Below are 22,594 nucleotides of genomic sequence, written 5' to 3'. Positions count from 1 at the left end.
AGCGACCGAGGTTAGCTGTTGAGTTGAGCTCGATCGATGTAGCAGTGACCGAGGTTAGCTGCTGAATTGAGCTCGATCGTTATAGCAGCGACAGCGGCGGCTGCGCTCAAGCGCGGCCGCAACGCCATCTCCACAACGTGCACGCTCAAATTCACAACTGACAGTCGCACGGTCGGAGCAGCGTCACGCGCAACGCGCAGTTGACGCATCGGGCGGCGTCAGGGTGGGGGATCTCCTCCCCGGCAATTGGATCCGCCAGGGATGGCGGTCCGATAGCAGCCACAGGGAGGTGCAGCAGGGCGCCCGCGACAGCGGGAGCGAAGCGTGCGCAGGCGTGTGTCGCGGTGCCGGGGAGGAGATCCCCCACCCTGGCGACGCCGGACCACCGACGCCTCCGAATCTGACTCCGACTCTGACTCTGACTCCGACTCCGAAAATCCGAATCCGGCTCCGACAGCCAGCCCCAGCAACAGCGAACTTACCGAGACCGCCCCCGCCCACTCACCGGCCAAATCGCAACGAGCGTCTCGCCGCTCACCACGTGATACGCATCGTACAAATTCACCGTCGGATCACAATGCGGGGCAGCCAGTCGAACCGCATCTCCAATCGTCCAGACATGCTTCGACGAAGGGTCATGCACAATCCCATGCTCGTCGCCCATGAATTGATAAGTGCTGCCCTCGGGCGCCCCCGACAACACCACCGCCGGCCCACCATCAGTGGCAAACGCCTTATACCCAGCGTCGATCGTGGCCTGCCCCGGCGTATTCGCACTCACCACCCTCGCATCCACGAACAACGAATACTCATAGGGCACCGAAGGCTGGTTCGCGAGATCGCACTCCGTGTACTGCCGATCCATGAAGACATAGGACCCGGTCTGCCACTCAGTGAGCACACCCAACGCCGCATCGATGTGATGCGACCCCGTGCCCGCCCCCGTCACCACCTCCGGCGCGCCACCCGCAGCTTTCAACTCCGAGATAACCGACTTCAAATACTCCATGCGCTCGGCGAGCGCAGCCATCCGCTCCTGATAGCTCGCAATGTGCTGCTGTCGACTGCAGTACATCTGCACGCCTCGATAGCGAAGATTCTCATGCTGACCGATGACCTTGAACAACTCGACCGCCGCAGCCGCCGACGGCACGCCCGTGCGCCGGATGCCCGGGTCGATATCGATCAACACATTCAAGGGCTTCGTCACCACCGCCGCCAGCGCCGCAACGTTCGCCGGGTTGTCCACGACCACCGCCAGGTCTCGAATCCTCTCGTTCAACGCACTCAACCGCGTCAATGCCGGCGACGCCACCACCGGTGAGGTAATCAGGATGGATTCCACCCCACCCTCAGCGAGCGCCTCCGCCTCGCCCAGCTTCGCGCAACACAGACCGACCGCCCCCGCCGCGATCTGCAGCTTCGCGATATCCACGCTCTTATGAGTCTTGGCATGCGGCCGCAACGCCACGCCATGCTTGCGGGACAGCTCCGCCATCCGGCGGATGTTTCTCTCCAGGGCGTCGCGGTCGACGATCAGAACTGGCGTATTGAGCTCGGACCGCGAGCCGGCGCGGCCGATCAAACTCTGGTGTAAGCGAAAGTCATCGAGCATCGGTCATTCCTCCGTTGGAGTAAGCTTACCTCATGAGCATCACCCACTCCCTGCTCGCCGATCTCCGTCGCATCGTCGGTCCGCAGGGCTATCTCGATCAGGCGACGGATATCGAGCCTTTCCTGGTCGACCATCGCAAACTGTATCGGGGCGCGACGCCGCTGGTCCTGCGCCCGGACAGCACCGGGCAAGTGTCCGCCATCATGCGTATGTGTAACGAGGCCCGCGTGGGCGTCGTGCCGGTCGGTGGCAACACCAGCTACTGCGGTGGAGCGACGCCGAGTGAGGACGGTTCGCAGATCGTGCTGTCGCTCGCCCGCATGCGACGCATCCGTTCAGTAGATCCACTGAACTACACCATGATCGCCGAAGCCGGCTGTGTGCTCGCCGAGGTGCAGGCGGCAGCGGCTGCCGTCGATCGCTTATTCCCAATGAGCCTCGGATCGGAGGGCTCCTGCCAGCTCGGCGGCAACCTGTCGACCAATGCCGGCGGCACCGCCGTGCTCCGCTACGGCATGATGCGCGACCTCATTCTCGGCGTCGAAGTCGTGCTGCCCGACGGGCGCGTGCTCGATGACCTCAAACCGCTGCGCAAGGACAATACCGGGTATGACCTGCGCAACCTGTTCATGGGCGCCGAAGGCACGCTAGGCGTCATCACTGCCGCCACGTGCAAATTGTTTTCTCGGCCGGCGACCACCGTCACCGCCTTCGTCGGCATTCCCGATCCACAACATGCCGTCTCGTTACTGTCTCGACTGCGCGCCTTCACCGGCGACGCGGTCTCGACGTTCGAGCTGATTCCACGCTTCGCACTGGACCTCGTCCTCCAATACATCCCGAACACCGCCGATCCGCTCGATCAACGCCACGACTGGTACGTGCTGCTCGAAATCGGCATGGGCCGTCAGGCCGAGTCGATGCGCGAGGCCATCGAGACCGAGCTGGCCGCCGCGATGGAACAAGGTGAAATCGCCGACGCCGCGCTCGCCTCCAGCGAATCTCAGCGGGAAATGTTCTGGAAGCTGCGCGAGAGCATCCCACCAGCCCAGCATCACATTGGTGCCAGCATCAAGCACGACGTGTCGGTGACCACCAGCGAACTGCCGCGGTTCATTGTCGAAGCGTCGCAGCTGGTGCGCACGATTGCGCCCACCGGGCGGATTGTTTCCTACGGTCACCTGGGCGACGGCAACCTGCATTTCAATGTGAGCCGTCCCATCGACGGCGACGATGAATCGTTTTTGCGACTGGCGCCGAACATCAATCGGGCGGTGCACGATCTGATCGCGCGCTATGGCGGCAGCATCAGCGCCGAGCATGGTATTGGCAGGCTCAAGCGCGAGGAACTGGCTCGATATGAGTCGCCGGTCGCGCTCGAAGTCATGCGCGCCATCAAACAGGCGCTGGACCCGAACGGCATCATGAATCCTGGCAAGGTGCTGTAGGGAGTCGTCTGCAGGCGTACGCGAGCAAGAGCACGGTGCAGAACGCCGAGGACGTCGAAGAACTCACTGAAAATAAATATCAGCTGAGCCTCGGCCTGCAGCAGCGCATCGGGCATGCGCAGTGGAGCCTCGCCGTGACCGAGAACATCTCCAACTTCAGCAACACACCCGACATCGGCGCGCAACTCGGGCTCGCTTACTTCCCGGTCGAACGCCGCTGATCAACTGCCGACGGGGCCGCCGCCTTCCTTGCGAATGGCGATCACGCTCGCGCGTGGCTGACTGTGGCCACCATCCGGCCAGTGGCTGCGCGGGTCGGCGGTCGAGCCGCCCTCGCCCGGATGCTGGATGCTGATGAACAGCGTTTCATCATCGGGTGAGAACTGACAGCCACACACTTCGCAGCCGACCGGGCCACTCATGAATTGCCGCAAGCGGCCCCGATCCGGCCCGGACGTCGGCGTGACGAAGCAACCGTTGTTGCCGGCATCGGGCTGCGCGCCGTCGGTCACGATCCAAAGATTGCCGATGCGATCGAAGCCGATGTTGTCGGGCGAGCCGATCGGACTGAGATCTGCCGCGTTGGCGTAGCCCGCGTAGTAGGCGCTATCCGCCTTCACCTGGCTGAGATCGGTGATCAAGCGATCGCCTGAAGGGTCGCCCGCGAGCAAGAACACTTCCCAGGAAAACTCCAGCGAGGTGTGGTCGTCACCCGCTTCCGTGATCTCGATGATGTGACCGAAGTTGTTCGCGCCACGCGGATTGGCGGCGTTCGGCGCCGTGTCGATCTCGCGGCCGCCATACGTCGTCGCCCCAGATTCGACCGTGCGGCTTTCGTTGCGTGTGCAGGCGATGTAGATGCGGCCCGTCGTCGGATTTGCTTCGACATCTTCGGGCCGATCCATCGGCGTTGCGCCGAGCAGATACGCCGCCATGCGCGCCTTGATGAGCACATCCGCCTGATCGCGAAATCCCGCAGCGGCATTCAACGGGCCCTTCGGGTCGAACACCAACGGCAGCCACTGCCCTTTGCCGCTCGCATCGAAACGCGCGACGTGCAGCGTGCCTTGCTCGAGCAGAGTGCGATTGGCCTGGCGATTCTTCGGCTCGAAGCGCCCGTTCGAAATGAACTTGTAGACGTATTCGAACTTGTCGTCATCACCCATGTAAACCGCGACGCGCCCGTTCCGGGCAATCACCGGACTCGCCCCCTCGTGCGCAAAGCGCCCCAACGCCGTTCGCTTGACCGGCGTGCTGGTGGGATCGAGCGGATCGATTTCCACGATCCATCCGAATCGAAACGGCTCGGTCGGCGTGACGGCGAGATCGAAGCGCGAGTCGGCGACATCCCAGTTATAGAGCGACTGCGCGCTCCACATGCGGAAGCGACGATGCGCATCGACGATGAACGGATCGACATCGTTGCGCGCTTTCAAGCGATCCAGATTGGCGAAGTAGTCCTGAATGTTTTCTTCAGCGGTGAGATACGTGCCCCACGGCGTTTCGCCGCCAGCACAGTTGGCAAACGTGCCGAACGCACGCTGCCCCGCCGGATCGTCCTTGGTCTTCATCAGCGCCGCGCCACGCGCCGGGCCGCCGATGTTGATGGGCGTGTCCGCCGTGATGCGACGGTTGTATTTCGAGTCCTTCACGAATTGCCAGCGGCCCCGCGTGCGCTCGACCTCGACGATGGACACGCCCTGAGCCGCTTTGGTAACCGCCACCACCTGCGGATGCCGCTTCACATACGCGCGAGTCGCGGCGTTACGGATGCCGCGCAGCCCGGGATTGTCAGGAAACATCAGCCCGTCGTCGGTGTACTCGTTGTTCGCGCAGAGGACGCCGTGATCGCTGCGCCCGTTGAGCGGAAAGAAATGAATGGCATCGCAGTTCTGTCCGAACTGCGAACGTTGCTGCTCGGCCGCCTTGGGCTCGAGCAACACACCGGCATTGAGCTTGCTGGCGTCGAGATCGGGCACGGACGACGACAGACTCTCGCCCCAGCGGATCACCAGGTCATGCGTATAGCCCGGCGGCAGCACGATGGCGTCGGCCTTGGTGCCGCGAATCGGCTTGAAGCCGAGCTGCTGCGGACTCCTCGACGCCATCACATCCGGCGATGCGAGCAGCGCCGACCCCGCGATAGCCGCGCCAGCCTGCAATACCTGACGGCGCGTCAGTCGTTGCGCGAGCAGATCTTCGAAGCGAGGCGCGTCGGGAGCACGTCGGCGAGTCATGAGCGGTGGCGTCGGTAGCTGCGGTTGAGGACGCTGCAGCCTACCGCAATTCCACTGCGCTCGTGTTACTGCAAACCGCTCTGCTTGCGGTACCACTCCAGTTGCTGACGGAAGTAACCCTCTTCATACCCCAGTGTGACGCGTTCACCGTCATCCTTTTGCTCGAAGCGCGTGATGCCATGCTCGGCGTCGGGGTAGATGAAATACTCGATAGGTTTGTCGTCGGCCTGCAGTTTCTGAAGCGCATCGATGCTCCATTGCGTCGGCGCACTCGAGTCCTTACCGCCGAAAATCCATAGGCTCGGCACATCCAGCTTCGCCAGCGTCTGCACCGGATCGTAGAGACGATCGATGAAAGGCGGATCGTTGCGGCCATATTTCAACCACAGATACGGGCGCACCACCCACAGTGGCAGGTCGGTGCCGACAATCATGCCGAAGATGGAGTCGCTGTGTTTCGCAGTCTCGAACCAGGGTTTGCTGCGCGATTCCTGCAGCGCGTGAGAGAAGTCGGACCAGCGATTCTGACCGCGATCGACGATGTCACCGATGATGGCGGCAACGTGGTCCACCTCGGCGATCTCCTTGTCACCGAAGCCCTTCTGCTGAAGCGCGTACACATAACCCCAACGATCCTCCCCCAGCACCGGCACGGCCACGCCGTAACCGACGAACACGCTGCGAATGTGACCATCTTTCAACGCCGCGAGCGGTGCGATCCAGCCGCCTTGGCTGTAACCGGCGAGATTCACTTTGTCGCCATCGATCTCCGGTCGCTGGCGCACGTATTGAACGGCGGCGACGGTGTCGTCGGAGAGCACGTCGAAGTTCGCGGTGTATGTTCCCGTCGAGCCGCCGGTGCCGCGCTTGTCGTAGACGAATGCGGCAATTCCATTCGCGGCATAAAGGTATGGATCGGAGTAATGGTCCACGGCGCTGTAATCTTCGGAGCCATGCACTGGGATCATCACAGGAAACGGTCCCGCGCCTTCGGGCAGGATCAACTTGCCACGCAACGTGAGTGAGCCACTGGGAAACGTCACCCTTGCCTCACGCAAAGGAACGCGCATCGCATTACCGCTGGGTGATTTAACGTCGCCCACTCGCTGCCACGTCAGCCCGGTGACCTGGCCCGAGCCGTCGCGCTGAAATTGCACGCGATTGGTGACGGGTTCGCGCTCGGCCCAACCCTCGCCGCCTTCGAAGCTGCCCTTCTTATCGGTGGGCCATAGCGCACCGGTCTGGCCATTCATCAATTTGAATCGCAGATCGGTGGTGTCACGCGGCCCGACGACCATCAGCGTGCCGTCGTCGAATCGATATGCACCGGTATAGCGAGTGTCGGCCGGTTCTTTACGATTGCTGGCAAACCAGGCCACGCCCGCGAGCAGCAGCAGTCCAGCCACTGTCCACAATATTTTCTTTTGCATGCGAGCCCGCGTCTCCATGGGCCCGGGGTGGGCCTTCATGGCGGTTGGACGCGGCGGGATCGAGGAAGGTTGCCAGCCGGGTTCGCGGCTTGATTACGAGCCTTTGCGAGCCGTGACCATCATCCATTCGACGCCCGACGGAATCTCCTGGCCCGGCGCCTCGTAACGGAATGAACTCACCCAGGCCGTCAATGCCTCCTGCACGCACGCCGGACCTGCGGGCGCCTGGATGTCACCGGTGCGACCGTCGCTGGTCACGGTGAATTCAACAAAGTAACTGCCGCTGGCTTCGCAGTTATCCGCCACCGTCAGTGGCTGAGCCTGGAGAAGTCGCAGGGTGGGCGCGACCGGCGCTTGGGTCGGTGTCGTTTGACAGCCGCTCAACGCGATGGCCCCGAGGATCAGGGCGGCGAAACCGATGCGTCGGTGAATGCGGTACGACATCTTTGCTCTCGTACGAGTGGCGGCTCGAGCCAATGTGCAAGCGATGCGGCCAAGCAGTCAAGTCAGTCCGGCTTGACTCATCCATAGCCAGCTGGTTATATATCGACCCATAGCCAGCCAGTTATGGTTGTTCATGTCGACGACTCACGATGTGCTGTTCCGAACCCTTGCCGATCCGACCCGACGCGAGATCTTCGAGCAATTGTGTCGCGAAGGTGAGCAGACGGTCGGTGCGCTGACCGCGCACGCCGGCATCTCGCAGCCGGCTGTTTCCAAACATCTCGGCGTGCTCAAGACCGCCGGCCTGGTGCGCGATCGCCAGGAGGGTCGTCAGACCCATTACAGCGCCCAGCTCGGTGCCTTGAGTCCGCTGATCGACTGGACTCGCCAGATGGCGGGCTTCTGGGAAAACCGGTTCAACCGGCTGGAAGATTTGTTGAAGAGGATGGATCAATGACCACCGCCCCCGAAACCCTCGTCGCCGTCGTCGAACGCGAACTGCCGTTCCCACCGGAAAAGGTCTGGCGCGCGCTCACTCAACAACACTTGCTCGAAGAATGGCTGATGAAGAACGATTTCGCAGCCGTGGTCGGCCACAAATTCAGCCTGCGCGGCGATTGGGGCGGCGTGCTCTCCTGTGAAGTGCTGGCCCTCGAGCCGCACAAGACGCTCTCGTACAGCTGGAACTTTCCGCATGACGATCCGGCGTTCGATACCAGGACGGTGGTCACGATGACACTCACGCCGACGGCCAAAGGCACTCATCTGCGCATGGAACAGGCCGGCTTCCGCAAGGAACAGAAACAGGCCTACGGCGGCGCCAAGGCCGGCTGGGCACAGTTCCTCGGCAAGCTCGAACAGGTTCTGGCAAAGGTAAATTGATATGGCCTCCGCCGCGAAGAAAACCACCAAAGCCAAGTCACCGGCCAAAAAGAAGCTCGCAGCCACTGCTGCTGCGGAACCTGCCTCGCAACTCATCGACGCTCGCATTCGCGAGCTCGGGGACTGGCGCGGCGAGACGCTGGCCCGCATGCGCGAGCTGATTCTCGAAGCGGATCCGGAGATCGTCGAGGAATGGAAGTGGAGCAATCCGGTGTGGTCGCGCAACGGCATCATCTGCACCGGCGAGTCGTACAAAACTCATGTGAAACTCACGTTCGCGCGCGGCGCCAGCGTCCCCGACCCGTCGAAGATTTTCAATTCCAGCCTGGAAGGCAACCTGCGACGAGCCATCGATATCAAAGAAGGTGAGCAAGTCGACGCGCGCGCATTCAAGGCGCTCATCAAAGCCGCGGTGGCTCGCAACGGCGCCAAGTCCAAACAGGCTTCGTGAGCAAGCCTCGCAAGTCGGCGTCGAAGGCAAGCGACAAAGTCGTCCTGCTCTCCGGCGGCAACCCGCAGATCGCCAAGGGCTATGGCGACGAGCCCGTGCAGGCCTATGTCGCCGCGATGCCTGGCTGGAAGCGCGATATCGGCGAGTTCCTCGACCGGCTCGTCACCAAACACGTGCCCAAGGTTCACAAGGCCGTGAAGTGGAACTCACCGTTCTATGGCATGGAGCGGGATCTGTGGTTTCTGAGCTTCCATTGCTTCAACAAGTACGTGAAGCTGACCTTCTTCAAAGGCTCGTCGCTGCAGCCCCCTCCCGCCGGGCTCAGCAAATATCCCGCCGTTCGTTACTTCGACATCCGCGAACACGATGAGGTGGACGAAGCGCAGCTTGCGAATTGGATCAAACAAGCCGCGGCATTGCCGGGCGAGAAGATGTAAGGCGCCGGTCAGGTGACGGCCTTGCCGGTCAGGAAAACATCATTGCCACACAGATCGGCGAGCCCATGTCGTAGCACGACCTGGAGATCCAGATCATCCGTACGCAATGTTTCCACCGCGAGGCCGGCCGCGCGCAGGCGGCTCTCGATGTCCGAGCCGTAGCGGCGTACGTGATCTTCCTGGAAGTATTTCAGAACTCGTTCTTCAGGTGTATTCAGCGGCTCATCGCTGGTCTTGGCACCCCACACGGGCACTTGAATGACAGCGAGACCGTTTGGCTTCAGCACACGGCGAATCTCACGCATCGCCTCATGATCGTCCGCAACGTGTTCCAGGATGTGAGAACACCACACGAGATCGAAAGTCTCATCTGCAAAGCTCATGTTGCAGATATCTTCCTTGTGCATCACCGTCGGCGACAGCAGATCGGCCGTGTGATAGTCATCCGCCCGGGATCCCAGCCACTGGGTCATGCAAGGCTCGGGCGCGAAGTGCAACACCTTGCCCAATCGCGGGGGGAGCCGTTTGGCGAGCAGCAGATAAGCCAGTCGATGCCGCTCCTGCGACTTGCAGCGGGGACAGGTCGCATCGAACCTGAAAAATGGCCCCTGATTCGCCGGCTCGAACTGAAATCCCGACCAGCCGCACATCGGACACTGACGCGTATGCTGGAAATTGAGCCCGCTGATGAAGGCTCGGTAAGACCTGCGCGCGATTCTATCCACTAGATTCATATCCAGATTCGATCCTGATCCGGCATGCGCAAATGACTCAAGCGTCGGGACCGGGCGTCGTTCTCATTACTCGAAGTCAGTCCCTTCGGCCCAAGCCTAAACGCGCCGCGCCTGGGTTGACAAGGTCATCCGCCGGCCACGGCAATTCAACCGTCGACACCTCCGCCCCCGATCTCATCCGCGCAGTCAAAACAATACAGCTGACCATGCTCGTCACAAGGCGTGCCAGGACTGCTGGGCATGGACATGCCACACTCGACACAAGAAACAATCATCGGAACCCTCGCCTCCATGAAAGCCTCCGCGCTGATACCGGTCGCGGAGTCGGGCTGCGGAAACTCACGCCCCAACGTCTCGAGATAGGCCCCCAGGGTGCTGAACTGCACCGACTCACCGGAGGGTGGGATGCGCGTTTCCACCGTGGAAGCGCCATAGTGAAACTCGGTCAGCTCTTCCTCGTCCTCCCGCTCGAGCCGCTCATCCCATTCCCGGACTTCGTAATCCGGCGCCTCGACCAGGTCGTCGTAGCGATGAACCACGGTGAGCGCATCCGGATCTTTGACGAAACGCGAGAAGGGGCTCGATCCGCTCGAGACATCTTCCTGTCGATAGGCTGGACGCATGGACAAGCGCAGCCGGTCGTAAAATCTCTTGCCGTCGATCAGCTCGATGGGATAGCCCCTGGCGGCAAGTTTGTCAGCCGTGGCGTGCGCGCCTCGCGTGTATGAAGATGTAGTCACAAATGCCCCGGCCAGGGCATCGTTCACAATCATGGCGCCAGCGAGCGAGCGAATGGCCTCGGCGCCAACCTTGCCACGCTTGCGCCGAACCTGAATGCCGAGCAACTGGTCGGCAGGCGCCTCCAGGACGATGACATCGATCCCCTCATCTCTGGAGTACGACGTCACACGAACGCGACAGCCCACGTTGGCGAATACCGCGCCGACCACTTCTTCAAACTTCCTCGGATGAAGTCTGAACCGCTCCCCATATCTGACGACGAGATACTTCAGCAGATCGTCGATGGGCGCGGAGATATCCGCGACATCGAACTGTTTCAGCACGCCCGAGGCACAGGCATGAGAGACGGTCTCCATGATCCGGCCTTCGCCAGCATCCCACTCGCCCGATCTCCGCTGCAGCACGGTCCACCAGCCACAGACGTCACACACCTTTACGGACAGACGCTGCTCGCTGCCGTATTCCTCCTCGTCGTCATCGTCCTCGTGAGGCAACAACAGCTTGCCCCGGTCGGTGAACAGCGTTTGCATGGGCCCCGCCGGGCAGAAGATGCAGGCGCCTCCGTGCATCACATCTCCGCTCGCGAAGTAACGTCGCGGCAGCCTGCTCAGCCCCAGCTGGTCGTCGCCGCAGGTGTCCAGATATTCCCAAATCATTTGATGGCGTGCTCCAGTGGCTCACCATCAAAGACCGGCCGAGCAGATATTCCCACCCGGCCAGGTCGTTACGGACGTGGTGAGATATTGATCTGCGGCAGCTTGTCGTCGTAGAAGGCCAGCCGGCCTTTGAGCGCGAGGTGCTCGTCATACGGATTCTCGTACGACCAGATCGCATCCCTCAGTTCCTTGCCACCGGCCTTGATCGAGAAATAGTTGGCCACGCCTTTGAACGGACACTGTGAGGTCGTCGCCGACGGCTCCAGCAGTTTCATATCGACATCGGCGCGCGGAAAGTAATATCGAATCGGGCTGCCGTCTTCTTCGACTCTCACGACATCGCTCGAATCGGCAATCGTCGTTCCCGCAACCGACACCCGGATTCGTTCCGTGAGCGGCCGTTCCGCCACTTTGTGGTGAGGGTGTTCCCGATGTCCTGGAGCCTTGGCCATTTTTCCACCTGCCGCCGTATGGATAGCAATGGAACCAGGAGCACGGCGGCTCGGTTCCCTGCCCGTTGCCACTGTCCCGGAAATTCCGACCGACCGCGCCAGACCGATGGTGGTCATGGTCATGGCGCTGGTGCCGGTCATGACGCTCGCAAAAACGACGCGGCCGCAGGTTCCAGGGAACCTGCGGCCGCTACATCGCGAACTGCCTGGTGCTTAAGCGCTCAGCCGCTGCGGAAACGCACCGACGTTGGCGACATTCTTCGCCACATCGAGCAGCGACGGCTGACCGTTCTGCGACAGCCCCGTCGCATCGATCAGGCCCTTCTCCGCCAGCCACTTCTTGTTGAACAAACGCGACTGATACTTCGCGCCGTTGTCGCAAAGAATGGTGACGATGGTGTGGCCGGGGCCGAGTTGCTTGGCGATCTGCACGGCCGCCGCGACGTTGACGCCGCTGGTGCTGCCGAGAAACAAGCCTTCATCACGCAGCAGCTGATACACAGTGCGCACGCAATCGATGTCGGTGATATGCAGAGCGTCGTCGATCGGCGAGCCTTCGAGGTTCGCGGTGACGCGGCCGATGCCGATGCCTTCGGTGATCGAGCCAGGGCCAGTGGCCTTCAGCTCGCCATTGCGAATCCAGTGGTACAGCGCGCTGCCCTGCGGATCGGCCAGCGTGATACGCACGTTCGGATTTTGTTTCTTCAGGTACCGTGAGATGCCGCCGAGCGTGCCGCCCGTGCCGGTGGCCGCGACGAAGGCGTCGATCTTGCCGCCCGTCTGAGTCCAGATCTCCGGACCGGTCGTCTGCTCGTGAGCATCGCGGTTCGCGGTGTTGTCGAACTGGTTGCCCCACACCGCGCCCGGAATCTCGTCGGCCAGACGGCCGGCGATCTTCTGGTAATGATTCGGATCGCTGTACGGGACGGTCTTCACGCGCAGCACTTCGGCGCCGAGCGTTTCGATCATCTGATATTTCTCGTTGGACTGGTTGTCCGGCATCACGATGATGCAGCGATAGCCGCGCGCGTTGCAGACGTGCGCGAAGCCGATGCCGGTGTTACCCGCCGTGCCTTCGACCAGCGTGCCGCCCGGCTTCAATTTGCCGCTGCGCTCGGCCGCTTCGATGATGGCTTTCGCGGCACGGTCTTTCACCGAGCCGCCCGGATTCATGAATTCGGCCTTGCCGAGGATTTCGCAACCCGTGAGCTCACTGAAACGATTCAGGCGGATCAGCGGGGTGTTGCCGACAGCATCGGCAAATCCTTGTCTAATCCTGGCTTGACGGATAATTTCATTCGAGCTGCTCATGCGGACAGCCTTCCTTCATCAGTGAGTGCGAGTTCGACGGAGCGCGTGTTGAACCAATGCAATGCCTCATGCAAGCGAGTCACTTCGCCCACGATCAGCAATGCCGGCGATGCCACGCGAGCTTCGGCGGCTTTCTGAACCAGATCTGCAATCGTGGCGGTGACCACACGCTGCGACGGACGCGTTCCATGCTCGATGAGCGCGGCAGCGCGGCTCTCGGGCACGCCATGCTCACGCAATCGGGCGACGATATTCTCGAGCTGGTTCAGGCCCATATAGAACACCGCTGTGTGACCGGGACGCGCCAGCGCGCTCCAATCCACAGTGTCCGATTCACCTTTGCAATGTCCCGTAACAAATGTCAGTGCCTGCGCGTGATCGCGATGGGTGAGCGGGATTCCCGCATACGCCGCGCAACCTGCAGCGGCCGTGATGCCCGGCACGACTTCGAATCGAATACCCTCGGCGACCAGCGCTTCCAACTCTTCGCCACCGCGGCCGAAGATGAAGGGATCGCCGCCTTTCAATCGGCACACGCGCTTGCCTGCTTTCGCGAGCTTCACGAGCAGCGCGTTCGTATCTTCCTGCGACACGTGATGATTGCCCGCGGCCTTGCCGACGTAGATGCGCTCGGCATCGCGACGCGCGAGATCGAGCACTTCAGCCGACACCAGGCGGTCGTAAACGATCACATCTGCATTCTGCAGAGCTCGCAGCGCGCGCAGCGTCAGCAGACCTGGATCACCCGGGCCCGCGCCGACCAGCGCCACTTCACCCGCGAACTTCGACTGCCTGGCAAAGCGAGTGAGCGAGGAACCGATGCGGTCGAGCACGCCCTGCCCCGCCGCGTCTTCGCGACCGGACAACACGTCGGCGGCAATCGAACCGTCGAAGAAATTTTCCCAGAAGCGCCGGCGCGTGCTGGCGTGTTCGAGCTTCGCCTTCACCGACGGACGCAGCTTGCCGGCGAGCCTGGCGAGATCGCCGAGCCGCTGCGGCAGAAGCGATTCGAGCTTCTCTCGCAGTCGACGCGTCAGTACCGGCGCGTCGCCACTGCTGCCGACCGCAACGACGACGGGCGAGCGATCGACAATCGCCGGCATGATGAAGCGCGACAACTCGCGATCATCGACCACGTTCACCGGAATGTTCCGACGCTCGCACTGATGCGCGACCCAGGCGTTGACCGATTGTTTGTCGGTCGCCGCGATCGCCAGCCGCATGCCATCCAGCAATTCCGGCTGAAACTCGCCGGGCACATACGTGATATCGCCAGCCGCGGCTTTCGCGGCCAGCGAGTCGCTCAGTTCGGGCGAAACGACAGTGACCTTCGCGGCAGTGCGCAGGAGCAGATCGATCTTGCGCGCGGCCACTTCCCCGCCGCCGACGACCAGCACCGGTTCGTTCGCGAGCCGTAAAAAGATCGGGAAGTAGTCCATGGCGTGGCGTCGTCCTGCGACGCGCGGGCGTCGCGTGCCTACTGGCCGGCCGCGCGACGCGGCTCGACCTTCAGCGGAATGACCCGGCGGCGCGGCTGCAGGCCGCACTCGCGCGACTCGGGATTTTCCCACCACCAGCGACCCGAGCGCGGGTCGGCACCAGGCTCCACTGCCCGGGTGCACGGCGCGCAGCCGATGCTGGGATAGCCTTTGTCATGCAGGGCGTTGTAAGGAAGGTTGCGAGCCTTGATATACGCCGACACGTCGGCTTCGGTCCAGTCCAGCATCGGGCTGATTTTCCAGAGGCCATAGCGGTCGTCCCAGGACTTGGCTTCACCCAGCGCGCGCTCGGCGGACTGTTCGCGACGCACGCCCGTGACCCAGGCCTTGCGACCGGCGATGGCGCGCTTGAAGGGCTCGATCTTGCGGATACCGCAGCAGGACTGACGTTCTTCGGTACCGAGGTAGAAACCATTGATACCATTGTCACGCACGTACTGTTCGATGGCCTCGGCCTGCGGATAGAACACCTGAATGCGACGCTGATAGCGGCGCTCCAGGCGATCCAGCAGCGACAGGGTCTCGTCGTGCAAGCGGCCGGTGTCGAGGGTGAACATCTCGATTTCGGGCGTGTACGTGCTGATGATGTCGGTCAACACCATGGCCTCTTGCCCTAAGCTGTTGGAATAGACCACGTCCTGGTGCTCGCGCACGGCCTGCTCCAGCAGGGCGCGAGTCCCCTCGACGAGGGTTTGCAGACGGGGCGACAGTGCATCGGTCATGGTCAATCGATCCTTATTCTCGGCAGATGCACTGTAGCTAACCGCCTTATAACCAGGGAAAGACTGGTTTGTTCTGTCATGATGCGGGCCCGTTATGACTCCGCCGCGCCTCGATTCGCTATAGTTAAGTGCATGAAACTACAACAATTACGGTACCTCGCCGCCATCGTCGAGAATGACCTGAACATCACCGCCGCGGCCGAGCGCCTGCATACTTCGCAGCCGGGCGTCAGCAAGCAGCTGAAACAGCTCGAGGACGAGCTGGGGTTTCCCATCTTCCTGCGCCAGGGAAGAACCCTGACGCGGGTCACGCCGGCCGGTAAACGGGTCATCGACCGGGCCCAGAAAATCCTGAAAGAGGTCCAGAGCATCAAGCGCCTGGCGGACGAGCAGAAGGGCGACGGGCGCGGCTCGCTGTCGATCGGCACGACCCATACCCAGGCCCGTTATGTCCTGCCCCAGGTCATCCGCCGGTTCCGGGAGCGGTATCCGGACGTGGAGCTGCACCTCCACCAGGGCACCTCCGAGCAGATCGCCGACATGGCCGCGCGCGACCGCATCGATTTCGCGATCAACACCGGCTCGCAGGAGCTGTTCACCAATCTGGTGCTGTTGCCGTGCTATCGCTGGCACCGGCGCATCGTGGTCCCGCAAGGTCATCCGCTCGCCAGCGAAGGCAAAGTGACTATCGAGACCCTGGGCAAGTATCCGATCGTCACGTACGTGTTCGGCTTTTCGGGGCCGTCGTCGTTACAGCAGATTTTCGCGCGTCATGGCATCACGCCTCATGTGGCGCTCACGGCGCGCGACGCCGACGTCATCAAGACGTACGTGCGATTGGGCATGGGCGTCGGTATCGTCGCCAGCATGGCCATGGATCCGCGTGAGGATTCGGACCTCGTGTCCATCGACGCGTCGCATCTGTTCCCGGCGCACTCGACCTGGGCCGGCTTCCACCAGGGCGCCCTGCTCCGCAGTTACATGTATGACTTTCTGCAATTGCTCGCGCCGCATCTGACCCGCCGGCTGGTGGATCGTGCCGGCAATGCGGCCACGCCGTCCGATGTGGAGGCATTGTTCGCGGATGTCGAGCTGCCGGTCTATCGCTAGATTCGAATAAGGACGTTTCGCACACCCCATGTCAGCCAATCCGGAAAGACCCAAAGGCCGCTCGCTCAAACCGTTGCGCGAGCTGTGGCCGTATCTGCGCAAGTACAAAGGCGTCCTGTCGCTGGCGATGATCGCGCTGCTGGTCGCGGCGGCGGCGATGCTGGTGATCCCGATGGCGTTTCGCGATCTGATCGATCGCGGCATGGCGGCGCAGGACGCGGCCACCATCAACACCTACTTCTTCGCATTCCTCGCCGCGGCGGCCGTGTTCGGCGTGTTCGCCGCTCTACGTTTGTATTTCGTCACCTGGTTGGGTGAACGCGTGGTCGCCGACTTGCGTGAGGATGTTTATGCCCGCGTGGTGCGCATGGATCCGACCTTCTTCGAAGTCACCCGGATCGGCGAGGTGCTTTCCCGTCTCACCACCGACACGACCCTGATTCAGGGCATCGCCGGTGTGAATCTTTCCATGACCTTGCGCTCGGCGGTGCAATTGATCGGCGCATTGGTGCTGATGATCATGACCAGCCCGTCGCTGGCCGGCATGATCGTCGTGCTCATTCCGCTGGTCATCATCCCGATCATCGCCGTCGGCCGGAAGCTGCGCACGCTGTCGCGCGAGTCGCAGGACAAGGTCGCCGATACCAGCGGCCTGGCCGGCGAGACGCTGAATGCGATCCAGACCGTGCAGGCGTTCACGCTCGAGGAATTGCACAGCAAGCGTTATAGCAAGGCCGTCGAGGACTCGTTCGTCGTGGCTCTGCAGCGGACCAAAGTCCGCTCGGCCATGTCGGCGATCGGCACGATGATGATCTTCGGCGCGATCACCTTCGTGCTGTGGCAGGGGGCGCATCGCGTGCTCGATAAGGAGATGACCGGCGGTGAGCTGAGCCAGTTCTTGATTTATGCCGTGTACGTCGCCATCGCGGCGGCGACGCTGAGTGAAATGTGGGGTGAAGTGCAGCGCGCGGCCGGCGCGATGGAGCGCCTGGTGGAGTTGAAGATCGCGACACCGAATATCGTCGCGCCGCCCCAGCCGGCGAAGTTCCCGACACCCTCGCTCGGGCGCATCTCGTTCGAACACGTTTCATTCCGCTATCCGTCGCGACCGGAGTCGCTGGCACTCGACGATTTGTCGCTGACCATCGAGCGGGGCGAGACCGTCGCGTTCGTTGGCCCGTCGGGCGCGGGCAAGAGCACGACGTTTCAGTTGCTGCTGCGGTTCTACGATCCTGCGTCCGGGCGCGTGACCATCGATGGCGTCGATATTTCTCAGGCCCGGCCCGAAGACATTCGCGCCCGGATCGGATTGGTTCCGCAGGAAACGGTGCTGTTCGGCACGACCGCACGAGAGAACATTCGCTACGGCCGTCCGACCGCTTCGGACGCCGACATCGAAGCCGCCGCGCGTGCCGCCGGCGCCGATGAGTTCATTCGCGAGCTGCCGCAAGGCTACGACACCTTTCTCGGCGAAAAAGGCACCCGCCTCTCCGGCGGCCAACGCCAACGCATCGCCATCGCCCGCGCCCTGCTGAAAGATCCGCCCATTCTGCTGTTGGACGAGGCCACGAGCTCGCTCGACGCGGAAAGCGAACGCTACGTGCAGGAAGCGCTGGAACGGCTGATGGAACATCGCACGACGCTGGTGATCGCGCATCGCCTGGCCACGATCCTCAAAGCCGACCGCATCGTCGTCCTGGATCACGGCCGCATCGTCGACATCGGCACTCACGCTCAGCTGCTCGAGAGCAATGAGCTCTATGCGCGCCTGGCGGCGCTGCAGTTCGCGGATTTGAGTGGGAGTGCGCCAGCGACAGCAACGGCTTGATCGCGCGGAAATCATGGAACGATTGCCCCTTGTTCCGACCCTCACTGAAGCCGTACACCGCTATCGAGAGCAATTCCCGGCACTGCTCCGGGTAATCGCACTACCTGCGCTGGCGCACGCGGTAGTGCTGTCTGTGTGGTATCGAACCACCCAGGAAGACCAGTTGCTGGTCATTTTCCTTTGGGCAGTTCAGGGCTTCCTGATGACACTGGCAGCGATCTCCTGTCACCGCGTCATCTTGTTGGGAGCGGAATCCGTACCGTCTCTCGGAGCATCAGGAACCACCGCGCGCGACTGGCGCTTCATCGGCATCGCGGCGGCATTATTCGTCGTAACCAACTTGCTGCTGCAATTCGCGACCCTGGCGATTTTCATTCCCTTGGGCCTGCTCAAACCCGGCCTGGTGCCCCCGGGCAGCGAGTGGACTCTGCCGATCGCGCGTATTGCCGCGCTGCCGGCGCTGTACGTTGCGTGCAGATATGCCATCTGCCTTCCCGCGATGGCAATCGACCGGCCATTGCCGCCCAAAGAAGCATGGTTGCGCACTCGGGGCCACGGCATGCGCCTGTTGCTCCTGATCGGCGTCTCGCCATGGCTGCTGCACTTCATTCAGCGCTCGCTGGCCGGTTCGTTCTCCTCGAGCGCCGATTACGTCGTCGCGGGAAACGTGCTGCTCTGGCTGCTGCTGCCGCTCGAAATCGCGCTGCTGTCGATCTGTTATCGACGGCTCGGCTGAGGCGGAGCGCCGAGGCGGTTGCCGCCGTCGGCGAGGATCAGCTCGCCGGTGACGGTGGGGCCGCCGGTGAGAAGCCAGATAGCCACGTCGGCGATGTCTTCGGGGGTGCTGGGCTTTTGCAGAGCTGAGTTGCTCGACCAGCGGGCACGGGCTTGTTCGTATTTGTCGCCGATCGCTTCCTGCAGCCAGCGAGTTTCCACAAAGCCGGGGCAGACGGCGTTCACTCGAATCTGTGGGCCGAGCGCGCGGGCCAGGCCCATCGTCATGGTGTTCAGCGCGCCCTTCGAAGCGGCGTAGGCAATCGAAGTTCCGGTGCTGTCGATGCCGGCGCGGGAAGAAATATTCACGATCGAGCCCGCGCCTTGCTTGCGCATCGCCGGCTCGACGGCGCGGATCATCTGGAACGCGCCGATGACGTTCACGGCATAGATCTTCTGGAAGTCCTCGGCAGATAACGCTTCCAGGTTGGCGTGATTGAATACGACCTTGGTCGTGCCGGCGTTATTGATCAATCCATCGATCCGGCCCCACTTCTCCAGCGTCGCCTGCGCCATGCGGCGGCAATCCGCATCTTGAGAAACGTCCGCTCGCACCAGCAAGGTCTCGCCGCCCTGCTTCTCACATTCGCGAGCCCTCTGCTGAGCCTCAGCTTCGCTCTTGGTGAAATTGATCACCGTGCGCCAGCCGCGACGCGCGAGCTCCACGACGCAGGCCGCGCCGATGCCGGTCGCCGAGCCGGTGACGATACAAACATTGCCAGCGGCCATCATTCCTCCTGCGACGAGGCGCGGACAGGAAACGCCAGAGCGACCCGCCCGACCAGATTCCCTCTGGGAACAGGCCCGATGTGCCGGCTGTCGCGCGAGTTCTCGCGATTGTCGCCCAGCATGTAATAGTGCCCTTCGGGCACCACCAGATCGCAATCCAGTGCCGGGAACCGGTCCAGATGCGCGACGGTAAAGGATACGCCATCGATCGTTTCTCGCGCGAATCCATACCGCCCACGGGAATCCAGCGGTGTCGCCGCCACCGGCGTGCCATTGATGGTGATCCGCTCCTTCGAGCACTGAATACGATCGCCGGGCAGACCGATGACTCGTTTCAGATACACCGTCTCCGGTTTGTCGGAGAGCCGGAACAACAGCAACTCACCGCGCGCCACCGCCGCCGTCGGCTCGGCATCCAGAAATCGCACGTTGAGCGAACCATAGTCGCCGTAGCCCCACTTGCCGACGATGACGAACGAGCCATCGGGCAGCGTCGGATACATCGAATCGGAAGGCGTGCGGAACGGCTCGTAAGCAAAGGAACGGAACAGGAACACTCCGACCGTGAACGCCGCCCAGATACCGATCAGGCCATACCATCTCGAATACCAGAGTCGAGGAGCCACCGGTTCCATCGCACGGGAGAGTCGGAAGGCATGAATGGCGGCGACCAGATTGACGCCCCAGTTGGCGCCCCACAGCGCCACGATCACCGGCATTCCCAGGACCGCGAACGAGCCCACCGCGACGATCTGAAGAAACAGCGACGCGAGCAGATAGATGAGCGCCAGCCGCGGGCGCTGCAGATACAGCATGCCCAGCGGTGCGACGAACAGGCTGAGTAAAGTCGCGAGCCAGCGCTTGGGTCGCCACTCCATGGTCTTCTCCCGCGAACGCGCGAAGCCGCGCGCCCATTATTTTGATTTGCGCGAGAGAGCGCTACAAGCGGCTTTCAACCAGCGACAGCGCGACGCTCAACGTGCACGCCAGCGGCATCGAACGCGCCCTGGTACGCAACGGAGAAATCGTCGAACGCCGTGAGCGCCACCTTGAGATCGGCGCCTTCGGGCAGCTCGAAGCTGTCGAAGCCACAGCGTGCCATATAGAACAACTGATCGCGCTGGATCTTGCCCACCGCACGCAACTCGCCGGTGAACTTGTAACGCGTGCGAAGCAGCGCCGCCTGGCTGTAGCCACGGCCTTCGCCAATGCCGCCGAACTCCAGAGCGACCAGTCCGATGCGAGTGAAATCGTTCTTCAGCTCGTCCACCTTGTCGGTGACGCCGAGGCGCACACCGAGGCGGCCGTCCCACAGCCACCACTGCTCGCGCTCCGCCTTCCAGCGGGCAAAAGGCAGGATCAGGGCGCGCTCGCGGCCGACCGGATCTTCATCGGCGTAGCGCCACTCGTCGACGACGACTTCACGCTGCTTGATTAGCTGGCGCATAAACCTTGGCCTTGAAAGGAGCGACGCCGATGCGACGGAAGGTATCGAGGAAACGTTCCTCTTCCTGCCGGTGCTCGACGAAAACAGAAATGATGCGTTCGATGGTCTCGGCAACGTCGTCGTGCGCGACGGACGGACCGATGACTTTGCCCAGCGACGCGTCGTGACCGCCGGTCGAACCGCCGAGGGTGATCTGATACCACTCCTCGCCGTCCTTATCGACGCCGAGCACGCCGATGTGGCCGACCGAGTGATGGCCGCAGCCGTTCATGCAGCCGGACATCTTCAGCTGGATCTCGCCGAGATCGTAGAGGTAATCGAGGCTGTCGAAACGCTCGTTGATCTGTTCGGCCAGCGGAATCGAGCGGGCATTGGCCAGCGCGCAGAAATCGCCGCCGGGGCAGCAGATCATGTCGGTGAGCGTGCCGATGTTGGCCGTCGCCAGATCGTGCAGCTTCAGCTGCTGCCACAGCGCGAACAGATCGCTCTGCTTCACGTGCGCGAACACGACGTTCTGATCGTGCGTCGAGCGGATTTCGCCGAGCGAATATTGTTCGGCGAGCGCGGCGACGTGGTCCAGCTCATCCGCGGTGATGTCACCCGGCGGACGCTTCGGCGACTTCAGCGACAGGAACACGGCGCGATAGCCCGCGACCTTGTGCTTGCGCGTGTTGTACTGGAACCAGTTGCGGAATTCCTGCGGCTTGCCGGACACCACATCCTGATCCTGCAGCGTCTCGTAGGCCTTCGGTGCGAAGTACGACTTGATGCGCTCGAAGCCCGCGGCATCGAACACCGGCGCGGTGTCCTTCGCAGCTGCGAATTCCTCTTCGACCAGCTCGCGGAATTTCTCCGGACCGATCGCCTTCACCAGAATCTTGATACGCGCCTTGTGAATGTTGTCGCGACGACCCTCGAGGTTGTACACGCGCAGGATGGCTTCGAGGTACGCGAGCAGATCCTGCTTCGGCAGGAACTCGCGAATCACGTGGCCAATCATGGGGGCGCGACCGAGGCCGCCGCCGACCAGCACTTCGAAGCCGACTTCGCCCTGCTCGTTCTTCACGAGGTGCAAGCCAACGTCATGCACGCGTGAAGCCGCGCGATCCGCCGGCGAACCGGTGACCGCGATCTTGAACTTGCGCGGCAGATACGAGAACTCGGGATGCAACGTCGCCCACTGGCGCACGTATTCGCACCACGGACGCGGATCTTCCAACTCATCGGCCGCGACCCCGGCGAGGTGATCGGCGGTCACGTTACGAATGCAGTTGCCGCTGGTCTGGATGCCGTGCAACTGAACCGTCGCGAGCAACGCCAGGATGTCCGGCACCAGCTCGAGCTTCGGCCAGTTGAACTGCATGTTCTGGCGGGTGGAGAAGTGGCCGTAGCCCTTGTCGTATTCGCGCGCGATCCGACCGAGCATGCGCACCTGGTCGGGACGCAACAGGCCGTACGGAATCGAGATGCGCAACATCGGCGCATGCTTCTGGATGTACAGGCCGTTGCGGAGTCGCAGCGCCCGGAAATCGTCTTCGGACAGCTGGCCCGCGAGATAACGCTGCGTCTGGTCCCGGTACTGGGCGACGCGCTGGTCCACGAGCGCTTGGTCGATCTGGTCGTACTGATACATGGTGCGGGACTCTA

General features: G+C 62.4%; 23 protein-coding genes. 9 read left to right on the top strand and 14 right to left on the bottom strand.

Annotated features, from left to right (window positions below; translation table 11 throughout):
• Positions 1 to 478: 478 nt before the first annotated feature.
• Positions 479 to 1,615 (bottom strand): DSD1 family PLP-dependent enzyme, encoded by a 1,137-nt coding sequence (locus EKO19_RS32990; protein ID WP_129781663.1) that lies wholly within the window; start codon positions 1,613 to 1,615, stop codon positions 479 to 481.
• A 32-nt stretch (positions 1,616 to 1,647) separates the two neighbouring features.
• On the opposite strand from EKO19_RS32990, the gene EKO19_RS32985 reads away from it, so the two are divergent.
• Positions 1,648 to 3,063 carry an FAD-binding oxidoreductase gene (locus EKO19_RS32985; protein WP_129781662.1) on the top strand — a complete coding sequence of 472 codons (1,416 nt, stop codon included), beginning with the start codon at positions 1,648 to 1,650 and terminating at the stop codon, positions 3,061 to 3,063.
• 35 nt (positions 3,064 to 3,098) lie between these two features.
• The gene (locus EKO19_RS32980; RefSeq protein ID WP_157995553.1) at positions 3,099 to 3,284 is read left to right on the top strand and encodes a DUF3187 family protein; all 186 of its coding nucleotides are present in this window, start codon (positions 3,099 to 3,101) and stop codon (positions 3,282 to 3,284) included.
• Here the strand turns inward: EKO19_RS32980 and EKO19_RS32975 are convergent, their stop codons facing one another.
• The 3 genes from EKO19_RS32975 to EKO19_RS32965 form a co-directional block, all read right to left on the bottom strand.
• Positions 3,285 to 5,300 (bottom strand): PhoX family protein, encoded by a 2,016-nt coding sequence (locus EKO19_RS32975; protein ID WP_129781660.1) that lies wholly within the window; start codon positions 5,298 to 5,300, stop codon positions 3,285 to 3,287.
• Between the two features lie 65 nt (positions 5,301 to 5,365).
• Positions 5,366 to 6,730 (bottom strand): alpha/beta hydrolase family protein, encoded by a 1,365-nt coding sequence (locus EKO19_RS32970; protein ID WP_157995552.1) that lies wholly within the window; start codon positions 6,728 to 6,730, stop codon positions 5,366 to 5,368.
• Between the two features lie 93 nt (positions 6,731 to 6,823).
• Positions 6,824 to 7,174 (bottom strand): YajG family lipoprotein, encoded by a 351-nt coding sequence (locus EKO19_RS32965; RefSeq protein ID WP_129781658.1) that lies wholly within the window; start codon positions 7,172 to 7,174, stop codon positions 6,824 to 6,826.
• Positions 7,175 to 7,307: 133 nt separating this feature from the next.
• Here EKO19_RS32965 and EKO19_RS32960 point away from each other — a divergent pair, with 133 nt between their 5' ends.
• Genes EKO19_RS32960 through EKO19_RS38765 form a run of 4 tightly spaced genes read left to right on the top strand, consistent with a single transcriptional unit; the run spans position 7,308 to position 8,944 of the window.
• A complete protein-coding gene (locus EKO19_RS32960; protein WP_129781657.1) occupies positions 7,308 to 7,631 on the top strand; it encodes an ArsR/SmtB family transcription factor in 324 nt (107 codons plus the stop codon).
• Positions 7,628 to 8,056 (top strand): SRPBCC family protein, encoded by a 429-nt coding sequence (locus EKO19_RS32955; protein ID WP_129781656.1) that lies wholly within the window; start codon positions 7,628 to 7,630, stop codon positions 8,054 to 8,056. The genes EKO19_RS32960 and EKO19_RS32955 overlap by 4 nt, the downstream gene beginning before the upstream one ends.
• Position 8,057: 1 nt before the next feature.
• Entirely contained in the window at positions 8,058 to 8,507 is a 450-nt protein-coding gene (locus EKO19_RS32950; RefSeq protein ID WP_129781655.1) for a DUF1801 domain-containing protein, read from the top strand.
• Entirely contained in the window at positions 8,504 to 8,944 is a 441-nt protein-coding gene (locus EKO19_RS38765; protein ID WP_217705761.1) for a DUF1801 domain-containing protein, read from the top strand. The genes EKO19_RS32950 and EKO19_RS38765 overlap by 4 nt, the downstream gene beginning before the upstream one ends.
• A gap of 8 nt (positions 8,945 to 8,952) precedes the next feature.
• Here EKO19_RS38765 and EKO19_RS32940 read toward each other — a convergent pair whose 3' ends face one another.
• The 6 genes from EKO19_RS32940 to EKO19_RS32915 form a co-directional block, all read right to left on the bottom strand.
• Entirely contained in the window at positions 8,953 to 9,678 is a 726-nt protein-coding gene (locus EKO19_RS32940; protein ID WP_129781653.1) for a class I SAM-dependent methyltransferase, read from the bottom strand.
• A gap of 146 nt (positions 9,679 to 9,824) precedes the next feature.
• On the bottom strand, positions 9,825 to 11,075 hold the full coding sequence (locus EKO19_RS32935) for a restriction endonuclease (protein WP_129781652.1): 1,251 nt from the start codon (positions 11,073 to 11,075) through the stop codon (positions 9,825 to 9,827).
• 68 nt (positions 11,076 to 11,143) lie between these two features.
• Positions 11,144 to 11,527: a DUF427 domain-containing protein gene (locus EKO19_RS32930; RefSeq protein WP_129781651.1), complete on the bottom strand. Its 384-nt coding sequence runs from the start codon at positions 11,525 to 11,527 to the stop codon at positions 11,144 to 11,146.
• Between the two features lie 213 nt (positions 11,528 to 11,740).
• Positions 11,741 to 12,838, bottom strand: a complete 1,098-nt coding sequence (locus EKO19_RS32925) for a cysteine synthase A (protein ID WP_129781650.1) — start codon at positions 12,836 to 12,838, stop codon at positions 11,741 to 11,743.
• Positions 12,835 to 14,277 carry a siroheme synthase CysG gene (cysG, locus tag EKO19_RS32920; RefSeq protein WP_129781649.1) on the bottom strand — a complete coding sequence of 481 codons (1,443 nt, stop codon included), beginning with the start codon at positions 14,275 to 14,277 and terminating at the stop codon, positions 12,835 to 12,837. The genes EKO19_RS32925 and cysG overlap by 4 nt, the downstream gene beginning before the upstream one ends.
• 38 nt (positions 14,278 to 14,315) lie before the next feature.
• Positions 14,316 to 15,059, bottom strand: a complete 744-nt coding sequence (locus EKO19_RS32915) for a phosphoadenylyl-sulfate reductase (protein WP_129781648.1) — start codon at positions 15,057 to 15,059, stop codon at positions 14,316 to 14,318.
• 132 nt (positions 15,060 to 15,191) lie between these two features.
• Here EKO19_RS32915 and cysB point away from each other — a divergent pair, with 132 nt between their 5' ends.
• From cysB to EKO19_RS32900, 3 genes are read left to right on the top strand one after another with little or no spacing between them, the layout of a single operon-like run.
• The gene (gene cysB / locus EKO19_RS32910) at positions 15,192 to 16,169 is read left to right on the top strand and encodes an HTH-type transcriptional regulator CysB (RefSeq protein ID WP_129781647.1); all 978 of its coding nucleotides are present in this window, start codon (positions 15,192 to 15,194) and stop codon (positions 16,167 to 16,169) included.
• A gap of 28 nt (positions 16,170 to 16,197) precedes the next feature.
• Positions 16,198 to 17,997 (top strand): ABC transporter transmembrane domain-containing protein, encoded by a 1,800-nt coding sequence (locus EKO19_RS32905; RefSeq protein WP_129781646.1) that lies wholly within the window; start codon positions 16,198 to 16,200, stop codon positions 17,995 to 17,997.
• Positions 17,972 to 18,733, top strand: coding sequence for a hypothetical protein (locus EKO19_RS32900; RefSeq protein ID WP_129781645.1), 762 nt, complete (start codon positions 17,972 to 17,974; stop codon positions 18,731 to 18,733). The genes EKO19_RS32905 and EKO19_RS32900 overlap by 26 nt, the downstream gene beginning before the upstream one ends.
• Here EKO19_RS32900 and EKO19_RS32895 read toward each other — a convergent pair.
• The 4 genes from EKO19_RS32895 to EKO19_RS32880 form a co-directional block, all read right to left on the bottom strand.
• The gene (locus tag EKO19_RS32895; RefSeq protein WP_129781644.1) at positions 18,715 to 19,503 is read right to left on the bottom strand and encodes an SDR family NAD(P)-dependent oxidoreductase; all 789 of its coding nucleotides are present in this window, start codon (positions 19,501 to 19,503) and stop codon (positions 18,715 to 18,717) included. The two genes, EKO19_RS32900 and EKO19_RS32895, sit on opposite strands and share 19 nt — an antisense overlap.
• The gene (lepB, locus tag EKO19_RS32890) at positions 19,500 to 20,378 is read right to left on the bottom strand and encodes a signal peptidase I (RefSeq protein ID WP_129781643.1); all 879 of its coding nucleotides are present in this window, start codon (positions 20,376 to 20,378) and stop codon (positions 19,500 to 19,502) included. The genes EKO19_RS32895 and lepB overlap by 4 nt, the downstream gene beginning before the upstream one ends.
• A 74-nt stretch (positions 20,379 to 20,452) precedes the next feature.
• Positions 20,453 to 20,947, bottom strand: coding sequence for a DUF934 domain-containing protein (locus EKO19_RS32885; protein WP_129781642.1), 495 nt, complete (start codon positions 20,945 to 20,947; stop codon positions 20,453 to 20,455).
• Positions 20,922 to 22,580: a nitrite/sulfite reductase gene (locus EKO19_RS32880; protein ID WP_129781641.1), complete on the bottom strand. Its 1,659-nt coding sequence runs from the start codon at positions 22,578 to 22,580 to the stop codon at positions 20,922 to 20,924. Before EKO19_RS32880 ends, EKO19_RS32885 begins: the two co-directional genes overlap by 26 nt.
• Positions 22,581 to 22,594: the final 14 nt, after the last annotated feature.

The organism is Peristeroidobacter soli (genome assembly GCF_004138485.1).
In the GTDB taxonomy this organism is placed as follows: domain Bacteria; phylum Pseudomonadota; class Gammaproteobacteria; order Steroidobacterales; family Steroidobacteraceae; genus Steroidobacter; species Steroidobacter soli.
This window is presented reverse-complemented; position numbering and strand designations above follow the sequence as displayed.